Genomic DNA, 16,272 nt, shown 5'->3' on the forward strand with positions numbered 1-16,272 from the left:
TATTCAATGACACAGGCGCCACGGTCCGGCTCCGGACGTAACACCCCCCAACGCGACGGGTCCGCACGTCCTGCCAGCGGCCGTGAGGGTTACGCGCGTGACGACTCCGGCCGTGACCGATCGCCCCGCGACAGTGCCCCGCGTGACGGCGCCTCCAGGGACGGTTCCCCGCGTGACGGGGGCTCCCGTGACGGCGCGCCGCGCGGCGGGTCAGCGCGCGGCGGTGCACCCCGTGCCGGGTCAGGGGCAGCTCGCGGCCGTTCGGCACGAGACGCGTTCGGTCGCGGATCGACTTCCGGCGCAGGGCGCGACGGCGATGCTCGCCCGAGCTCACCTCGGGAAGGCGGCGGCTTCGACCGCGACGGCGAACGTCGGGGACCCGCCCGCGACGGCGCCAAGCGCCAGGGCCCAGCCCGTGGCAGTGCCGCCCGTGCCAAGCCAAGCCGGGATGGCGCACCCCGTGAGGGCTATGCCCGTGATGCGTCACGTGATAGTTCACCCCGCAGCGGCGCACCCCGCGACACCTCGGCCCGCGGCGGTCGTCCCACCAGCGGCGGCTACCGCGGTACCTCGGAAGGCTCCGGCGACGCACGCCCGTTTGCCAACCGCACCCCCAAGCAGGCCGGTCCCAAGAAGAGCGGCGGCCGGCAGCAACCGGCCGGTCCCAAGGCATTCGGCCGGGAACGCTTCGGCCAGAGCCTCGGGCCGGTCCATCGTCCCAAGGCGCAGAAGCCTAAAGCGGCACCCGTCGATCGTCTCGACGTCCACAACCCCGACGGCGTCCGCCTCCAGAAGATCATGGCCTCGGCAGGGGTGGCGTCACGCAGGGTCTGCGAGGAAATGATCGAGGATGGCCGCGTCGAGGTCGATGGAACCATCGTCACCGACCTCGGTGTCCGGGTGGATCCCACCCAGGTCGCCATCCATGTGGACGGCATCCGCCTGCAGCTCAACGACCACCTGGTCTACTACGTTTTCAACAAGCCCAAGGGCGTCATCTGCACCATGGAGGACCCTGAGGGTCGCCCCTGCATCAGTGACTACCTGAAGAATAAGAACGAGAACGAACGGCTCTTCCACGTGGGACGTCTCGACGTCGCTACTGAGGGTCTGCTCCTCCTGACCAACGACGGCGAGCTCACCAACCGGCTGACCCACCCCTCGTATGAGGTTCCCAAGACCTACCTGGTGCAGGTCCGCGGGCCGATGGCTCACGGGATTGGCGCCAAAATGCGCGAAGGCATCGAGCTTGAGGACGGCATTGCCAGCGTCGACTCGTTCAGGCTGGTCGACTCCACCCCGGGCCATATCCTTGTCGAGGTAGTGCTCCATTCCGGCCGCAACCGTGTGGTCCGCCGTCTTTTCGAGGCCGTCGGCCACCCCGTCGAGCGACTCGTCCGCACCCAGGTGGGCCCCATCCGGGTCAACGACCAACGCCAGGGCAGCATCAGGGTCCTCGGCAACCAGGAAGTCGGACACCTGTTGGCAGCGGTGGGACTGTAATACATGGCTGGCCCTAACAACGGTGGTACCCACCTGTCCGGTCCCGTGCTAATTGTGGGCACGGGGCTTTTGGGCGCCAGCATTGGGTTGGGGCTAAGGGCCCGGGGGATCGACGTCGTATTGACCGATATCTCTCCTTCCACCCAAGCGGTGGCCGAGGATATCGGTGCGGGCCGCACCCTCAACCCGGTCGAAACTCTCGATCCAGAGCTGGTGGTCATCGCAGCGCCCCCCGATGTTATTGCCGACCTGAGTGCCAAGGCGCTCACCGAGTACCCGGGCGCCGTCGTCGTCGACATTGCCAGTGTGAAATCCTCGGTGCTGGACCACCTGACCACGGTTGTGGACGAGTCGGCGCTGGCCCGCTACGTGGGGACCCACCCGATGGCTGGGCGGGAAAAGTCAGGGCCGGTCGCCGCCCGCGGTGAACTGTTCACCAGCATGCCCTGGGTGGTCTGCCCCGGGCCGCAGACCACCGCGGCTGCAATCCGCACTGCCGAAGCGCTGGCGATTGACCTGGGCGCCGTCGTCGCGCGTATGAGTGCCGAGGAGCACGACCAGTCGGTTGCGCTGATTTCCCACCTCCCGCAGGTGCTGTCGTCGCTGGTGGCGAGCCGGCTGCAGGATTCACCGCCGCACGCGCTGGCGCTGGCCGGTAATGGCCTGCGGGACGTAACCCGGATCGCCGCGAGCGACCCGCGGCTCTGGGTGCAGATCCTGTCGGCGAACGCTGACCGTCTGGTCCAGATCCTGTACGGCGTGCGCGCGGACCTGAACCGGTTGATCGGCACGCTGGAGAACCCCACGGGGGCCGGATCGCGGCTCGACATGGCGCAATTGATTTCCGAGGGCAACGTGGGCCAGGCCCGCATCCCCGGCAAGCATGGCACCCCGCCCGAGGCCTTCGCCAGGATGACGGTGCTCGTCGACGACGTCCCAGGCCAGATCGCGCGGCTCCTCACCGAGATCGGCGACGCCGGCATCAACCTGGAGGATCTGCGGCTGGAACACTCGCCCGGGCGTCAGGTCGGGATGGCCGAGATTTCGGTGGTGCCCGGAAAACGGCACGATCTCCTTGAATTTCTCACCGCCAATGGTTGGAAAGTGGTCCAGTGAACACGCCTCATTCCCTCTTCCGTATCGGCAAGTCCCTGGTGGTCGCCATCGATGGGCCCTCCGGGTCCGGCAAATCCAGCGTCAGCCGTGAAGCGGCGCGCCAGCTGCACGCCGCCTACCTCGACACCGGCGCCATGTACCGGGCCGTCACCTGGCATTGCCTCGCTGAAGGAATCGATCTGGCGGACGGCGCCGCCGTCGAGCACGCCGCCCGCACGATCAACCTGCGCATCAGCACCCGGCCCGACGCCGAATCGGTCACCGTCGGTGGCCAGGATGTCACCGACGCCATCCGTGAACCGCGGGTCTCCGACGCTGTCTCGGCTGTTGCCACCACCATGGGCGCCCGCAGTGAACTGATCCGACGTCAGCGCCAGATCATCGCCGACTCAGGGCACCGCATCGTCGCCGAGGGCAGGGACATCACCACCGTCGTCGCGCCCGACGCCGAAGTACGGATCCTACTGACCGCCAGCGAAACCGCCCGCCTGCGCCGCCGTGGCGACCAGCTCGGCGGCACCCAGACCGACGCGCAGCTGCAGGAGCAGGTCCTGGGGCGGGACACCAAAGACTCGACAGTAGTCAATTTTCACCAGGCCGCAGATGGCGTGGTTACCGTAGATTCATCGGAACTCGATTTCGAGCAGACCATCACGGCCGTGCTCGACGTCGTTCGAACCGTTGCACACTGATAACGAAGGAATGCACTCATGACTGACAACCAGGCCCGCCCTGACATTGAAGGGGCAGAAGAGTTCGAGCCGTCCGGCGAGGACTCGATTGCGGAGCGCCTGGCCGGAATCGACGACGACGAGGCGGAGGTCCGCGCCCGGTCGCTTCGGGCCGGCCTTGACGACTACGAACTCGACGAGGAAGATGCGGCGCTGCTTGCGTTGGAGCCCGAGGATTACAATCCCGATGCGCCGATGCAGCTCGATCCGGTCCTCGCCATCGTTGGACGCCCCAATGTGGGCAAGTCCACGCTCGTCAACCGTATTCTCGGTCGCCGCGAAGCGGTCGTCGAAGACACCCCTGGTGTCACCCGTGACCGCGTCATGTATTCGGCCACCTGGAACGGCCGCGGGTTCACCCTCGTGGACACCGGTGGCTGGGAGCACGATGCCCGTGGCATCCACGCCCGGGTCGCCGATCAGGCCGAGATCGCCGTCGACATGGCCGACGCCGTCCTGCTGGTCGTCGACGCGACAGTTGGCGCCACCGCCACGGACGAAGCCATTGTGCAGATGCTGCGCAAGAAGAAGAAGCCGGTCATCCTGGTCGCCAACAAGGTTGACGACATCCAGAACGAAGCCGATGCCTCCAGCCTGTGGGGTCTGGGCTTCGGTCAGCCGTGGCCGGTCTCGGCCCTCCACGGCCGTGGTACCGGTGACATGCTGGACCAGGCGCTTGAGGTGCTGCCGAAGTTCTCGGCGCACGGAGGGCTGGAACGTTCCGGCGGGCCCAGGCGTGTGGCGCTGATTGGCCGTCCCAACGTGGGCAAATCGTCGCTGCTGAACAAGCTGGCGGGCAGCGACCGGGTAGTGGTGGATCCGCTGGCCGGAACCACCCGTGATCCTGTTGACGAAATGATTGAACTCGACGGCCGCGTCTGGCGCTTCGTGGACACCGCGGGCATCCGCCGCCGCGTGCACATGGCCCAGGGCGCCGACTTCTACGCGTCCCTGCGGACCCAGTCGGCGTTGGAAAAGGCCGAAGTGGCCGTGGTGCTGCTGGCCGTGGACGAGGTGTTGAGTGAGCAGGACATCCGTATTCTGAACCTCGCCATGGAGTCCGGCCGGGCACTGGTGCTGGCGTTCAACAAGTGGGACCTGATGGACGACGAGCGTCGCACCTACCTGGAGCGCGAGATCGAACAGGACCTGGCGCACGTCGAATGGGCACCCCGCGTGAACATTTCGGCCTTGACCGGCTGGCACAAGGACCGGCTGACCCCGGCCCTGGACCGTGCGTTGGCGTCCTGGGACACCAGGATCCCCACCGGGCGCCTCAACGCGTTTCTCGGCGAGCTGGTTGCTGCCCACCCGCACCCGGTCCGTGGCGGAAAGCAGCCCCGTATCCTCTTCGGCACGCAGGCGTCGTCGCGGCCACCGAAATTTGTCCTCTTCACCACCGGGTTCCTCGACCCGGGCTACCGTCGCTTCATCCAGCGTCGCCTGCGGGAAACCTTCGGGTTCGAAGGAACGCCGATCGAGGTTGCCATGCGCGTCCGCGAGAAGCGCGGCAAGAAGAAGTAGTCTCGCCCGTGCACGCCTAGCGGATTGGGGATCCTCAAGGCGGCCCGGTTCGTTCAGGGCCGGGGTATGCGATAGGATTCTTCAGGTGGTTCAGCCTTCATCGGCGAGCCAATCGGGATGTGGCGCAGCTTGGTAGCGCACTTGACTGGGGGTCAAGGGGTCGCAGGTTCAAATCCTGTCATCCCGACAGCTGGAAGCCCCGATGAGACGGCAAATCTCATCGGGGCTTCGTCGTTCTGGACGCGGTTTTTTAGGTCACAGTCTGGTCTCTTTGGCCTTTCTGGGTGGACGACCCAATTAAGAGCGGAACCGGTCGACCTTGGGCGTCTGAGGATAGAGGACCACAAGGGGATCAGAACGCCGTTTCCCTTGACTCGTGCTACTTGGGATATCTACCACTTTCAAGGCCTCTGATGATTTCGTCTGCGGTATCGGAGGGCTCTGGACCGAGGTCATTCGCTAATCATCGACTTAGTACGAGACATAGGTGCCGGTCCACGCCCGGACGGATGTGGCGACGACAGCATCTACGATCCACCCGATAGAGGGGGGTTGTTAGAATACTTTTCGGAACCACCCGAACGCAGTAATCCCCAGACAGCGCACCGCATTGCGGAATACCTTATCGGGTTGATCACTCTCCGCCTGACTTTTACAAGCCTTCACACCATTCCCGGTAATAGGAATTGCTCGTCTAGGGGTGGGCGCTGCGGAACCCACAGCGCCATGGATCTGCAGGACTACACCGACGTATTGATCTTTCCGCTACAACTGAAACTCACTCCGATGTCTGCGTTCCAAGCCCTTCGCGGCCCGACCAGGTAACGGGCGCCGTCTACCGGAGCCGAGATCGTCGCTGACGGGCCGGCAGCAGCTAAAACTAAGCTGAGCTAAGCGGATACGCACTACGGAGCTTACCGTTGCGCGCCCGCCAAAATAATCGGAATGGGGAATTGCGAGGCGCGAAGGGGGTCAAGTAAGTCGTCAGTGATCCCCGCAGTGAAATCATTGACCTCCAAGACCTTGAAGAGCGCCTCACGGCCGAACTTAGAGCTGTCCGCGACGAAGAAGGCCTCCTTCGCGATGGAACGCATCAGCCTTTTGAGCTCAACCTCATAGCTACTCGTGTGATAGAGGCCGTCGTCGCAGACGGTATCCGCGCCGAACACTGCGACGTCAACTCGCAGATTCTCCAGTTGAAGCACTGCAGCCGGCCCCCACGTCGTGTAGATGTCGGGGAGAAGTTCGCCGCCAATAAGTACGAGATGCGCTGAACGTCGCCGGGCAATCTCCGTGGCAACGCGCAGATCATTGGTCACCACGGTGAGACGTCGCCGAGTCAGGTGCCGCGCGACCTCGAGCGTCGTGGTCCCCCCATCGAGGAGCACTGTTTGGCCTTCAAGAATGCGCTCCGCCATTGCCTTGCCAATCGCGGACTTCTCGGCGAGATGAAGTTCCTCTTTGAATTGGTGAGGAGTGTCAGATTGCCGAACTGGGATCGCACCACCGTGGGTTCGCTGCACCAAATCCATCGCCTCAAGACGCTCAAGGTCACGCCGAATCGTCGATGAAGTCACAGCAAATCGCGCGGCGAGATCGTTGACGGATCGGAAGCCATCATCCTTAAGAACCTCGACAATCTCTGCCTGTCGTGACACGTATCCAGCTCCTTTCTTGTCTAAAGTACTGCCTGCGCGGACTAGCCTCATCGCTGGTTCGATTCTAGAGCGTCTGCGCGAAAGTGCGCATTCCGGAGCAGTGCGTGTTGGCCGATGTCGATGCCGATGCACTCGATTACCTGATCTTCAGGGAGGTGGGCTCGGAACGCGCCGAAAAAAGGGGCAAACAAGGATCCTCGGCGAGATCTTGACCCATCTATGCTCATTAATGCGCAGAAATCTGCGCGATATCGCTTGACAAGCCGGGTGTTCGAAGATATTTTCATCCAATAGCGCGCAACTGTAAGCGTGCTACATCAAGGATTTCACCTGCATTGAATCGTTCACAAGGGAGTAAACGAAATGAATAGTAAGCAAACCCTCCGTGGCACCGCGCTTCTGGTGGGAGCATCTCTCGGTCTGGTCGGCTGCTCATCAGTGGGCTCGGTCGGAAGCGAGTCGAGCGGCGAGGCCACCCCTTCCGGGGAACAAGTCATGGTGACGGTCGTAAAGGCTCAGACCATTCCGTGGTTCCAGCGCATGGAGGTAGGGATCCAGGCATTCGCTGACCGAACTGGCGTCGATGCCCGTCAGGAGGGCGCAGACGACGTCAGCCCCGAGAAGCAGGTTCAAATCGTCCAGGACCTCATCGCCCAGAAGCCCACGGCAATCACTGTTGTACCCAACTCGCCCGAGGCACTCTCTTCGGTGCTCAAGCAGGCTCGGGACCAGGGAATCATTGTCGTCTCACACGAGGCAACCGGTATCGAGAACGTCGACATCGACATCGAGGCGTTCGACAACCCCTCCTATGGTGCCGAGATCATGGACAACCTGGCCGAATGCATGGGTGGAACAGGTGAGTACGTACAGTTCGTCGGTGGGCTGACCGCTCAGACGCACATGGAGTGGGTTGATGCCGCGCACGAGAACCAGACCGAGAATTTCCCGGACATGACTCGCGTCGAGACTCCGATTGAGAGCACCGACGACCAGGGGACTGCTTACGAGCGCGCAAAAGAGGTGCTCGCCAAATACCCGGACATCGCCGGATTCCAGGGGTCAGCCGGCAACGACGTCCCCGGCATCGCGCGGGCGGTTCAGGAGGCTGGGCTTGAAGACCAGGTCTGTGTGATGGGCACCTCCATCCCGTCGGTCGCCAACCAGTACCTCGCTGATGGTTCCATCGACAAGATCTTCTTCTGGGACCCCGCCCTCGCCGGTGAGGCACAGCTGGCCATCGCGCAAATTCTGGCCGACGGCGGAACCATCGAGGAAGGCACCGATCTTGGAGTCGAGGGCTACACCTCGCTCAAGAAGCTCGAAGGGTACGACAACGTCTTTGTCGGAGAAGCTTCGGTAGCTGCCGACGCCGAAACAGCCGCCGAGTACGACTTCTAGCCATCTCAGATCGGGTCGGGGCGCGCATCCAGTGGATGCGCGCTCTGGATCCGAGTTGGAAAGGTAATGCTATTACTTCCGCACCCAATTCCCCGCAGGCAGAACCATTCGTCTCGGCATACGGAATTTCCAAGACCTTCGGTGGCGTACCCGCTCTCAGGGACGTGTCCATCGAGCTGATCCCAGGAGAAGTGCACTGCCTTGCGGGCGAAAACGGTTGCGGCAAGTCGACTCTCATCAAGATCATCTCCGGTGCGGAGCGGCCCGACTCGGGTGAGATCGTCATCGACGGAGTCTCCCATTCCCACATCAACGCCCACGCAGCTATCCAGAGCGGAATTCAGGTCATCTACCAGGATTTCTCGCTCTTCCCCAACCTTACGGTGGCTGAGAATATTGTGCTGACTGCGGAGGTCGCGACCGGGCGTCGGATCTATTCCCCTGCTTCCATTCGGCCCAAGGCCGAGGCGATTCTGAAAGAACTCGATCTCGATCTCGATCTCGATCGCGAGGTCGGAGATATTTCGGTTGCTGACAAGCAGCTCACCGCAATCTGTCGAGCCCTGGTCAATGATGCGCGCGCTATCATTATGGATGAACCAACAACAGCCCTCACCCACTCGGAGGTGAGTCGGCTGTTCGCCCTCGTCGAGCGCCTTCGCGCCCGCGGAGTGGCCCTGATGTTCGTTTCCCACAAGCTCGAAGAAGTACTCGCCATCTCTCAGCGACTCACGATCATGCGATCCGGTCGGCAGGTCGTGAGCGGGCCGACGTCCGAATTCGATCCGCGATCGATCTCGCGCCACATGACCGGTCGTGAGGTCAACGAAGCACGAACGGTGAGCGACCTCGACCTATCGGCGCCCCTGGCTCTCGAGGTCACGAATCTTTCCCTGGCTGGGGCCTATCGGGACATTTCCTTCGGGTTGCGCCGCGGCGAAATTCTCGGCGTGACGGGCCTCCTGGGATCAGGCCGCACCGAGATCGCAGAGTCGCTCTTCGGGGTTACCCCCGCCGACGACGGCCAGATCCGGGTCGCGGGCGAAGTTGTCAATATTCGCACCATTCAGGACGCCGTCGCAGCAGGCATCGGATATGTTCCCGAGGATCGCCTTTCCCAAGGTCTATTCCTTGAAAAATCGATTGCTGACAACATTGTCGCCGCCTCACTCGAGTCCCACCGCAGTAAGTGGGGCACTTTGAGTACCTTGGGCGTCACCGCCACGATCAAGCACTACTTCGAGGGCCTCAAAATCAACGCCCCGAACGCGCAGGCCCCGGTTCGCACGCTCTCCGGCGGGAACGCGCAGCGCGTGGTCCTCGCGAAATGGCTTGCGACCGCACCAACCGTGCTCATGCTTAACGGGCCGACCGTCGGAGTAGACATCGGCTCGAAAGAAGAGATTCTCGAGCTCCTTCGTGTCGAGGCCGCCAAGGGAATGTCCGTGATCGTCATCTCGGACGACGCCCCCGAGCTCGTAGCCTCGTGCCATCGAGTATTAGTCATCAGGCAAGGACGCCTGACCCACACTCTCGAGGGAGATCAGATCACAGTGGACACAATTCAAGAGCGGATGTCGGCCTGATGGACGCGCTTCGGCGGCTCCGAGGCGCGAACAACGAGGGCGTTCTGGCCCTCGTCCTGCTCGGGCTGATCCTTGCGATGTCAATCGCCAACCCAACCTTCTTCACCCCCAACACCGGCTTCTCAATCCTCCGGAGCTCGATTGTTCCGGTGATCTTCGCTCTGGGCGTTCTCATCGTGGTGATCACGGGCGGGATCGACGTCTCATTCGCTGCCATCGCGATCTTCGCCGGATACGCAACGGTGTCGTTCTGCCTGAGCTCCGGCTACGACCCCGGCCTACTCGGGATTTTCGCGATTGCGATCGGCGTGGGTGCTGTCCTCGGACTCATCAACGGCATAGTCATCGCCCAGTTCAACCTGCCCACGCTGATCGTGACACTCGGTACCCAGGGCATCTTTTTCGGCGCGATGTACACCTATGTCGGGGCCACCTACTTCGCAGAGCTCCCGGGGTCGATGGCGGCACTGGCCACGACGAACCTGCTCGACGTCACAACGCCGGAGGGTCGTGCATACCTGCACGTGTTGGTTGTGCCGGCCCTCCTGTTGTGTGTGCTCGTAGCATGGGTGCTGAAGCGCTCTATGTTCGGACGCTCCCTCTACGCCATGGGCGGCGACCTGGAGGCGGCACGGCGTGCCGGGTTCCAGGTGAAGCGCACTCAGGTGTCCGTTTACGTGCTGGTGGGAGCACTCGCTGCAATCGCTGGCGTCATCCACATCGTGCTCAGTCGAAGCGCCAACCCCCGTGATCTGGTCGGCACCGAACTCGACATTATCGCAGCAGTGGTGCTCGGCGGCGCATCGATCTTCGGCGGTCGAGGTTCCGTGATTGGCACTGTACTCGGCGTACTTCTCGTGCAGGTAATCAAGAACAGCCTCTTGCTGGTGGGCGTACCCAGTGCGTGGCTGCGCACCGCGGTCGGCGTACTCCTTGTCCTCGGCGTTGGTATCCAGGCAATAGCGGCCCGAAGAGATTCCCGGCGGATGCGTGTGATCGAAGATCTCGACTCGGCGCACAAAGACGAACAGAAGGTGGGACCTTGAGCCCCGACATGAAGTCGCCCCGTACGAACTCGAAGTCGCTGCGCCAGTTCAATGGTCAAGTCGGGAGCTGGACCGAACGGTTAGTGCGACGTACCGGCGCAAACCGTGGTGCAGGACGGATGGTCGTTGCGCTGCTTATGGCGATCTCGCTGTTCTCCATCCTTAACCCCGGAGTCTTCCTCAGTCCGATCAATCTGCAGAACATCGCTGTCGCTGCGCCCGAAATCGGCATCATCGCAATCGGGATGATGGTCGTCATGCTCACCGGCGGAATCGACCTGTCACTGGTAGCCGTCGCTAATTTCTCCGCCATCACCATTTCGACCCTGCACACGGCGATAGCTACGAACGACCCGGACCTGGCAAACAATCTCGCCTTCGTCATTGTTCTTGCCGGTCTCGCCGTCGGAGTGCTCGGCGGTGCAATCAATGGATTCCTGGTGAGCGTGGTGGGAATCACCCCGATTCTGGCAACACTTGCCACCATGCAGATCTACAACGGGATCGCCATCGTCTGGACGGGCGGCACGACACTCTACGGCGCGCCGGCCATACTCGGCACGATCGGGCAGGCGGCCGTCGCCAACATCCCCGTGCTTTTCATTATCTTCCTCGCCGTTGCTGCCCTCGTCGCTGTTCTCATCAATCGCACGGCCCTCGGCCGAATGATCCAGCTGGAGGGCGCCAACCCTGTCGCCGCGCAATACTCGGCTATTCCGCGACGGGCGGTGCTCATGAAGACCTACATGGTGGGTGGATTGCTCGCCGGGCTTGCCGGCTTGCTCTTCCTTGCCCGCAACCCCACAGCGTCGGCCGACTACGGCTCCTCCTACGTCCTCCTGGTGATTGTCATCGCCGTGCTGGGAGGTACCAATCCCTCCGGAGGGTTCGCATCGGTCGCTGGCGTTGTCCTCGCGACACTCACCCTGCAGGTTGTGTCCAGTGGGTTCACCGCCATCCGGCTCTCGTCGTACGAGTACGCGATCGCCCAGGGTGTAATTCTGATCGGAGTGATGATTCTCGATTCGGTTTCGTCTACGCGCACCAAACGGTCGAAGAAAGCTGGATCCCAACCGGCCACTGAGGCCCCCTCCACCGAGCCCGTCATCCACTGAACCTGATCTCGAAAAAAGGACCAAGAACTATGAAGAAGATCATTAATGAACCAGGCGCCTTCGTCGACGAGTTCGTCGAAGGAATTCTGTTGGCCCATCCCGACCTCGTAAAAACTCCCGCGGATGATCGGCGGGTGTTGGTGCGTGCCGACGCTCCGGTCGTTGGCAAAGTCGGCATCGTCACAGGCGGCGGGTCCGGGCACCTCCCGCTTTTCAAGGGATACGTCGGACGGGGCCTCTGCGACGGCGTGGCGATCGGGAACGTCTTCTCGTCCCCCTCGTCGTCTCAGGTGCTGGAAGCGACCAAAGCGGTCAACGGAGGCGCGGGCGTTCTTTACCTGTATGGCAACTACGGTGGCGATGTCTTTAACTTCGATCTCGCGGCCGACATGGCCGAACTCGAAGGCATTGCCACGGTGACCGCGGTCGGCCGAGACGATGTGGCAAGTCAGCCCAAGGAACGTTCCGCAGACCGCAGGGGTGTCGCCGGAATCATGTTTGCCTTCAAGGCAGCCGGCGCCGCTGCAGAGCGCGGCGACTCGCTCGATCAGGTGGCCGCGGTGGCGGAAGACATCATCGACAACACAGCCACGATGGGAATCGGTCTCTCCCCGACGATCCTGCCCACGACCGGCAAGCCGAGCTTCGAGCTCGACGAGGGTGAAATGGAGGTGGGGATCGGCATTCATGGCGAGCCCGGGTTCCATCGCGGCGCCTTGGAGACGGCGGACCGGATTGCGGAACGCATCACCGAACGTCTCGTGGCTGACCTCGGTATCGGCGCGGGGGATCGGGTTGCAGTGCTCGTCAACGGCATGGGGGCAACTCCGCTCGAAGAGCTCTACCTCCTGTTCCGCCGCGTGCACACGCTGCTCACCGATCAGGAAATCATTATCGACAAAATCTACGTCGGGGAGTACGCCACCAGCCTGGAAATGGCGGGGGCCTCCATCTCTCTGCTGGCGTTGAATGACGAGCGGCTTGCCCTGCTCAACGCGCCAGCCGAATCCCCGTTCTTCAAGGAAGCGTGAGCAAGTCATGAATGGAAACGAACTCAGCATCGCGATCCGCAATTGCCTTCGCGAATTCACCACCTATTCGGAAGAACTTGGCGATCTTGACCAAGCCCTCGGTGACGGCGACCTGGGCATTACCGTCTCGTTGGGAGCAGCGGCGGCCGTCGAGTCGCTGGAAGCCCTGCCGACGGGCGCCACCCCGTCGGATGTCGTCCTGGCCTGTGCCAAGGCGTTCGCGAACGCTAACCCGTCGACTATGGCGGCTCTGGTGGCCGGCGCGCTACTCGCGGGTTCGCGCGTGTGGGGTGACACGCCATCCATAGCGGGCGATCAGGTTGGACGATTCGCAATCGCTGCGGCCGAATCGATCAGCCAGCGCGGCAAGTCACAGGTCGGCGACAAAACGATCCTGGACGCAATGTTCCCAGCTGCCGAAGCACTTCTCGAGGCTGGGCCGGGGGCAAAGGCGCTCGACGCCGCCATAAGCGCCGCCGAAAGCGGTGTTATCGCCTCGAAGGAACTCCAATCCCGCCGCGGCAGGGCATCGTGGATGCAGGAACGCAGCATCGGACTGCAGGACCCGGGCGCAACTGCGTTCCTGAGGTTCCTGCAGTCGTGGGCCTCGGCGAACGCGCCACTGGCTTCATCACAAACAGGAGGTCACACAGAATGACGCAAATCGCATTCCTCGGACTCGGGACCATGGGTCTCGGCATGGTCAAGAACCTAATCGCAGCAGGGCACGACGTCACCGTCTGGAACCGCTCGGAGGCACCCGTCGAATCAGCAGTCGCTGCGGGGGCGACGTCCGCTCCCACCATTGCCCGTGCGGTGACGGGCGCAGCGGTGGTGATGTATTGCCTCAGCGACGACGTGGCAGTCCAGTCCGTGGTCCTTGGCGAGGACGGTCTTGCGGCCGTCATCGACGGCAACCCCATCGTGATCGACCTCTCGACCATCAGCCCGGAGGCGAGCGCGGTCGAGCGCGAAGCACTCGAGTCGAAAGGCTTGCGCTTCCTCGACGCTCCTGTCTTCGGCTCACGCGGCGAGGCCAACAACGGCGGCCTCTGGATCGTCGTCGGGGGTGACGAGGACACCTTCAACGAAGCTTTGAGCGTGCTGGAGCCGATCAGCGAGACCGTTCACCTGATGGGTCCCGGAGGATCGGGCGTTCGGATGAAGCTCGTCGGCAACCTGGTTGTCGCATCGCAGCTTCTGGCCCTGGGCGAGTCGCTTACGTTGGCCGCTCGCGCCGGTCTGGACCTCCACAAGGTGCTTGGCGTACTCAAAGTCACAGACTTCCGTTCGCCCATTTTCGATGGCGTCGGGCCCTCGGTCCTCGCCGACGACTATTCGCCGTCATTCGCTCTCAAGCTGATGCAGAAGGACAGCCGTCTTATCCAGGATTTCGCATCCGGTCTTGGTGTAGCTGTGCCCGGAGTCACCGCCGCAGGGAAGTATGTTGATGCTGCAGTCGACGCTGGGTGGTCGGAAGAGAACGCGTCGGCTCTGATCAAATCGATCGCGGCGGAGGCCGGGGTCTCGCTGGCCACCAGCGAGCTGACAACGCAAAGTCACTGATAGGACTGTCCACGCAAACTGGGAGAGGCGTCCCGGGAGGGACGCTCACCCAGCTGCAAGTCGAAGTGCAGCTGGCCCCGCTTTAGATGGGCGGCCGATCCACAGATGAAAGAATCGACGCCCACACATCCGCCCTCCTTCGGGAGGGCGGATGTGTTTTGCTTGGCCGCCGAGGACCGGGACAGCCGGCTTTAAGAAAGCAGACGCGAAGGTTCGATACGGACTTGTCGTGTTCCGGTCTCCAGGCGCAAAATCTCGTCGAGCTCATTAGCAAATTCCATTGACCGGCATCTTGTCCCAGAGGTCGCATGCTGACGGCGGACGCTCTTGGGCATCGTTAGCGGCCATGAAAAACTGCCCATAGGCGGCCATGGAATTCGCCTTGTCGCAATTCATGCACCCGAGGATAATCTCATGTGGGGCGACGACGAAGGCCCGCTGGCGTTCTGCATCAACCTGCTGCGCGACGCCGATCAGTGAGGAGATGGCTATGGTCGACGAGACGCTGATGGTCAGCGCGGCATACTTTGATCTGGCGCCGGCCGATGATGACTGAACACCCGGGGCAAGGCGGTGCCCGGTTCCTGTTGGCCGTGATCGACGGCGGAGGAACCGTCCCGCCAGCGATCGGTCTCGCCGCCGAGCTCGTCCGGCGGGGCCATGAGGTGCACGTACTGGCCGATCCGACGATCGAAGCGTCGGCCAGATCGGCTGGTTGCGCTTTCAGCCCGTGGAGGGATGCGCCCCACGTCAACTCCCGACACGAGCAGACGGCCCTGATCGCCGCGTTAGAGGGGCGCAACCCCCTGCGCGCCTTCCGGGCGGCCAAAGACTTTGCCGCCGGGAAAGAAATGACCAGGCGCTTCGCCAATGACGTCGTGGCGACCATTCGCGAGTTCCCTGTGGATGCCGTCCTAGCGGATGGCTTGCCGGGAATTCTGATCGGGGCCCAATCGACCGGCCTTCCGACCGCCGCTTTGCTTGCACAGACCTACCTGCGGCCGACGCCGGGCCTGCCCCTGATGGGGACCGGCTGGTCACCAGGCCCGGGGGTGCTTCGCCGGACGAGGGACACGCTGGCCCCGAGAACCGTTTCGTGGCTCCTGGACCGCACCCTGCCACGGCTCAACGCCGTGCTGGCCAGCTACGGACAGCCGCCGCTGCACGACGTATTCGAGTTGTTCGACCGATGCACCAAGGTCTTGGTCATGACCAGTCCGTCGTTCGACTTCGTCGCTCCCCGGCTGCCAGCTAATGTCAGATACGTAGGGCCGCAGCTCGACGATCCCGCTTGGGCAACCGCCGAGTGGCATTCTCAGGGCACCGACCCGCTCGTCCTCGTCGCCACCAGTTCGATCTTCCAACACCAGGTCGGCCTTCTCCAGCGCATCGCTCGGGCGCTGGGCCAGCTACCTGTCCGGGGGCTAATGACAACCGGCACTGCGGTAGATCCGGACGAAATCGAGGCGCCACCCAATGTCGACGTCGTTCAGGCGGCGCCGCACAGCCGGATACTTCCCGAGGCATCTGTCGTCATCACTCATGCCGGCCACGGCACAATGATCAAGGCTCTTGCGGCCGGTGTCCCGCTGGTGTGCGTACCGATGGGCCGCGACCAGAAGGACAACACGGTGCGAGCTCTCCGGCAGGGCGCCGGCATACGCCTGAGCGCAAAGTCGACGCCAGACAAGATCGCGGCAGCCGTTGCCGACCTTTTGGACGATCCTCATTATGCGGCAGCGGCTCGCCATTTCGCACACATCCTTGCCCAGGAAGCCATCTCAACGCCCAGCGCGGCCGACGAAGCTGAAGCCATGGTGCGAAGCTGACTGCATTGTGCACTGAGTGTGCCATGACGAAAGACCTGGCGCTCTTCGTCGGCCCCGACCAGCCGTACCAGACCGCCCGACTCTTCGGCGAGGACTGCCGGAAAAGATCCCTTGTGAGACGCGAACAGCCGCGGTGAGGGACTGGCTTTGCGAGCAACACGGCTCA

At 62.9% G+C, this 16,272-nt stretch carries 14 protein-coding genes and 1 tRNA gene; 14 read left to right on the plus strand and 1 reads right to left on the minus strand.

Going from position 1 to position 16,272, the window contains the following annotated elements:
• Nucleotides 1-6 precede the first annotated feature (6 nt).
• From ACX80G_RS14730 to ACX80G_RS14750, 5 genes are all read left to right on the plus strand, one after another.
• Nucleotides 7-1,503, plus strand: coding sequence for a pseudouridine synthase (locus tag ACX80G_RS14730; RefSeq protein ID WP_459308545.1), 1,497 nt, complete (start codon nucleotides 7-9; stop codon nucleotides 1,501-1,503).
• 3 nt (nucleotides 1,504-1,506) lie between these two features.
• Nucleotides 1,507-2,619, plus strand: coding sequence for a prephenate dehydrogenase (locus tag ACX80G_RS14735; protein WP_459308546.1), 1,113 nt, complete (start codon nucleotides 1,507-1,509; stop codon nucleotides 2,617-2,619).
• Nucleotides 2,616-3,311, plus strand: a complete 696-nt coding sequence (cmk, locus tag ACX80G_RS14740; RefSeq protein ID WP_459308547.1) for a (d)CMP kinase — start codon at nucleotides 2,616-2,618, stop codon at nucleotides 3,309-3,311. The genes ACX80G_RS14735 and cmk overlap by 4 nt, the downstream gene beginning before the upstream one ends.
• An 18-nt stretch (nucleotides 3,312-3,329) precedes the next feature.
• Nucleotides 3,330-4,874: a ribosome biogenesis GTPase Der gene (der, locus tag ACX80G_RS14745; protein ID WP_459308548.1), complete on the plus strand. Its 1,545-nt coding sequence runs from the start codon at nucleotides 3,330-3,332 to the stop codon at nucleotides 4,872-4,874.
• A gap of 113 nt (nucleotides 4,875-4,987) precedes the next feature.
• Nucleotides 4,988-5,061: transfer RNA gene (locus ACX80G_RS14750), tRNA-Pro, on the plus strand.
• 727 nt (nucleotides 5,062-5,788) lie between these two features.
• On the opposite strand, the gene ACX80G_RS14755 is transcribed toward ACX80G_RS14750, so the two are convergent.
• Nucleotides 5,789-6,532: a DeoR/GlpR family DNA-binding transcription regulator gene (locus ACX80G_RS14755; RefSeq protein WP_459260178.1), complete on the minus strand. Its 744-nt coding sequence runs from the start codon at nucleotides 6,530-6,532 to the stop codon at nucleotides 5,789-5,791.
• 363 nt (nucleotides 6,533-6,895) lie between these two features.
• Between ACX80G_RS14755 and ACX80G_RS14760 the strand changes: the two genes are divergently transcribed.
• The 9 genes from ACX80G_RS14760 (at nucleotide 6,896) to ACX80G_RS14800 (ending at nucleotide 16,106) form a co-directional block, all read left to right on the plus strand.
• Nucleotides 6,896-7,933: an autoinducer 2 ABC transporter substrate-binding protein gene (locus ACX80G_RS14760; protein ID WP_459260177.1), complete on the plus strand. Its 1,038-nt coding sequence runs from the start codon at nucleotides 6,896-6,898 to the stop codon at nucleotides 7,931-7,933.
• 164 nt (nucleotides 7,934-8,097) lie between these two features.
• Nucleotides 8,098-9,519, plus strand: a complete 1,422-nt coding sequence (locus ACX80G_RS14765; protein WP_459308549.1) for a sugar ABC transporter ATP-binding protein — start codon at nucleotides 8,098-8,100, stop codon at nucleotides 9,517-9,519.
• Nucleotides 9,519-10,565, plus strand: a complete 1,047-nt coding sequence (locus tag ACX80G_RS14770) for an ABC transporter permease (RefSeq protein ID WP_459260175.1) — start codon at nucleotides 9,519-9,521, stop codon at nucleotides 10,563-10,565. The genes ACX80G_RS14765 and ACX80G_RS14770 overlap by 1 nt, the downstream gene beginning before the upstream one ends.
• Before the next feature lie 119 nt (nucleotides 10,566-10,684).
• Nucleotides 10,685-11,680, plus strand: a complete 996-nt coding sequence (locus ACX80G_RS14775; protein ID WP_459308551.1) for an ABC transporter permease — start codon at nucleotides 10,685-10,687, stop codon at nucleotides 11,678-11,680.
• Between the two features lie 29 nt (nucleotides 11,681-11,709).
• Entirely contained in the window at nucleotides 11,710-12,711 is a 1,002-nt protein-coding gene (locus ACX80G_RS14780) for a dihydroxyacetone kinase subunit DhaK (protein WP_459308553.1), read from the plus strand.
• A gap of 7 nt (nucleotides 12,712-12,718) precedes the next feature.
• The gene (locus tag ACX80G_RS14785; RefSeq protein ID WP_459308555.1) at nucleotides 12,719-13,369 is read left to right on the plus strand and encodes a DAK2 domain-containing protein; all 651 of its coding nucleotides are present in this window, start codon (nucleotides 12,719-12,721) and stop codon (nucleotides 13,367-13,369) included.
• Complete coding sequence (locus ACX80G_RS14790) at nucleotides 13,366-14,277, plus strand: NAD(P)-dependent oxidoreductase (protein WP_459308557.1); 912 nt, start codon at nucleotides 13,366-13,368, stop codon at nucleotides 14,275-14,277. The genes ACX80G_RS14785 and ACX80G_RS14790 overlap by 4 nt, the downstream gene beginning before the upstream one ends.
• A 327-nt stretch (nucleotides 14,278-14,604) precedes the next feature.
• A complete protein-coding gene (locus ACX80G_RS14795; RefSeq protein WP_459308559.1) occupies nucleotides 14,605-14,757 on the plus strand; it encodes a hypothetical protein in 153 nt (50 codons plus the stop codon).
• Between the two features lie 65 nt (nucleotides 14,758-14,822).
• Nucleotides 14,823-16,106, plus strand: coding sequence for a glycosyltransferase (locus tag ACX80G_RS14800; RefSeq protein ID WP_459308561.1), 1,284 nt, complete (start codon nucleotides 14,823-14,825; stop codon nucleotides 16,104-16,106).
• The last annotated feature ends 166 nt before the right edge of the window (nucleotides 16,107-16,272 follow it).

It is taken from the genome of Arthrobacter glycogeni, assembly GCF_054510815.1.

What these genes read in the sequence shown, in the direction of transcription:
- ACX80G_RS14730 (WP_459308545.1), top strand. Translation starts at nt 7, where the DNA reads ATGACACAGGCGCCACGGTCCGGCTCCGGACGTAACACCCCCCAACGC.
- der (WP_459308548.1), top strand. Translation starts at nt 3,330, where the DNA reads ATGACTGACAACCAGGCCCGCCCTGACATTGAAGGGGCAGAAGAGTTC.
- ACX80G_RS14790 (WP_459308557.1), top strand. Translation starts at nt 13,366, where the DNA reads ATGACGCAAATCGCATTCCTCGGACTCGGGACCATGGGTCTCGGCATG.
- ACX80G_RS14780 (WP_459308553.1), top strand. Translation starts at nt 11,710, where the DNA reads ATGAAGAAGATCATTAATGAACCAGGCGCCTTCGTCGACGAGTTCGTC.
- ACX80G_RS14760 (WP_459260177.1), top strand. Translation starts at nt 6,896, where the DNA reads ATGAATAGTAAGCAAACCCTCCGTGGCACCGCGCTTCTGGTGGGAGCA.
- ACX80G_RS14770 (WP_459260175.1), top strand. Translation starts at nt 9,519, where the DNA reads ATGGACGCGCTTCGGCGGCTCCGAGGCGCGAACAACGAGGGCGTTCTG.
- ACX80G_RS14785 (WP_459308555.1), top strand. Translation starts at nt 12,719, where the DNA reads ATGAATGGAAACGAACTCAGCATCGCGATCCGCAATTGCCTTCGCGAA.
- ACX80G_RS14800 (WP_459308561.1), top strand. Translation starts at nt 14,823, where the DNA reads ATGATGACTGAACACCCGGGGCAAGGCGGTGCCCGGTTCCTGTTGGCC.
- ACX80G_RS14775 (WP_459308551.1), top strand. Translation starts at nt 10,685, where the DNA reads ATGGTCGTTGCGCTGCTTATGGCGATCTCGCTGTTCTCCATCCTTAAC.
- ACX80G_RS14735 (WP_459308546.1), top strand. Translation starts at nt 1,507, where the DNA reads ATGGCTGGCCCTAACAACGGTGGTACCCACCTGTCCGGTCCCGTGCTA.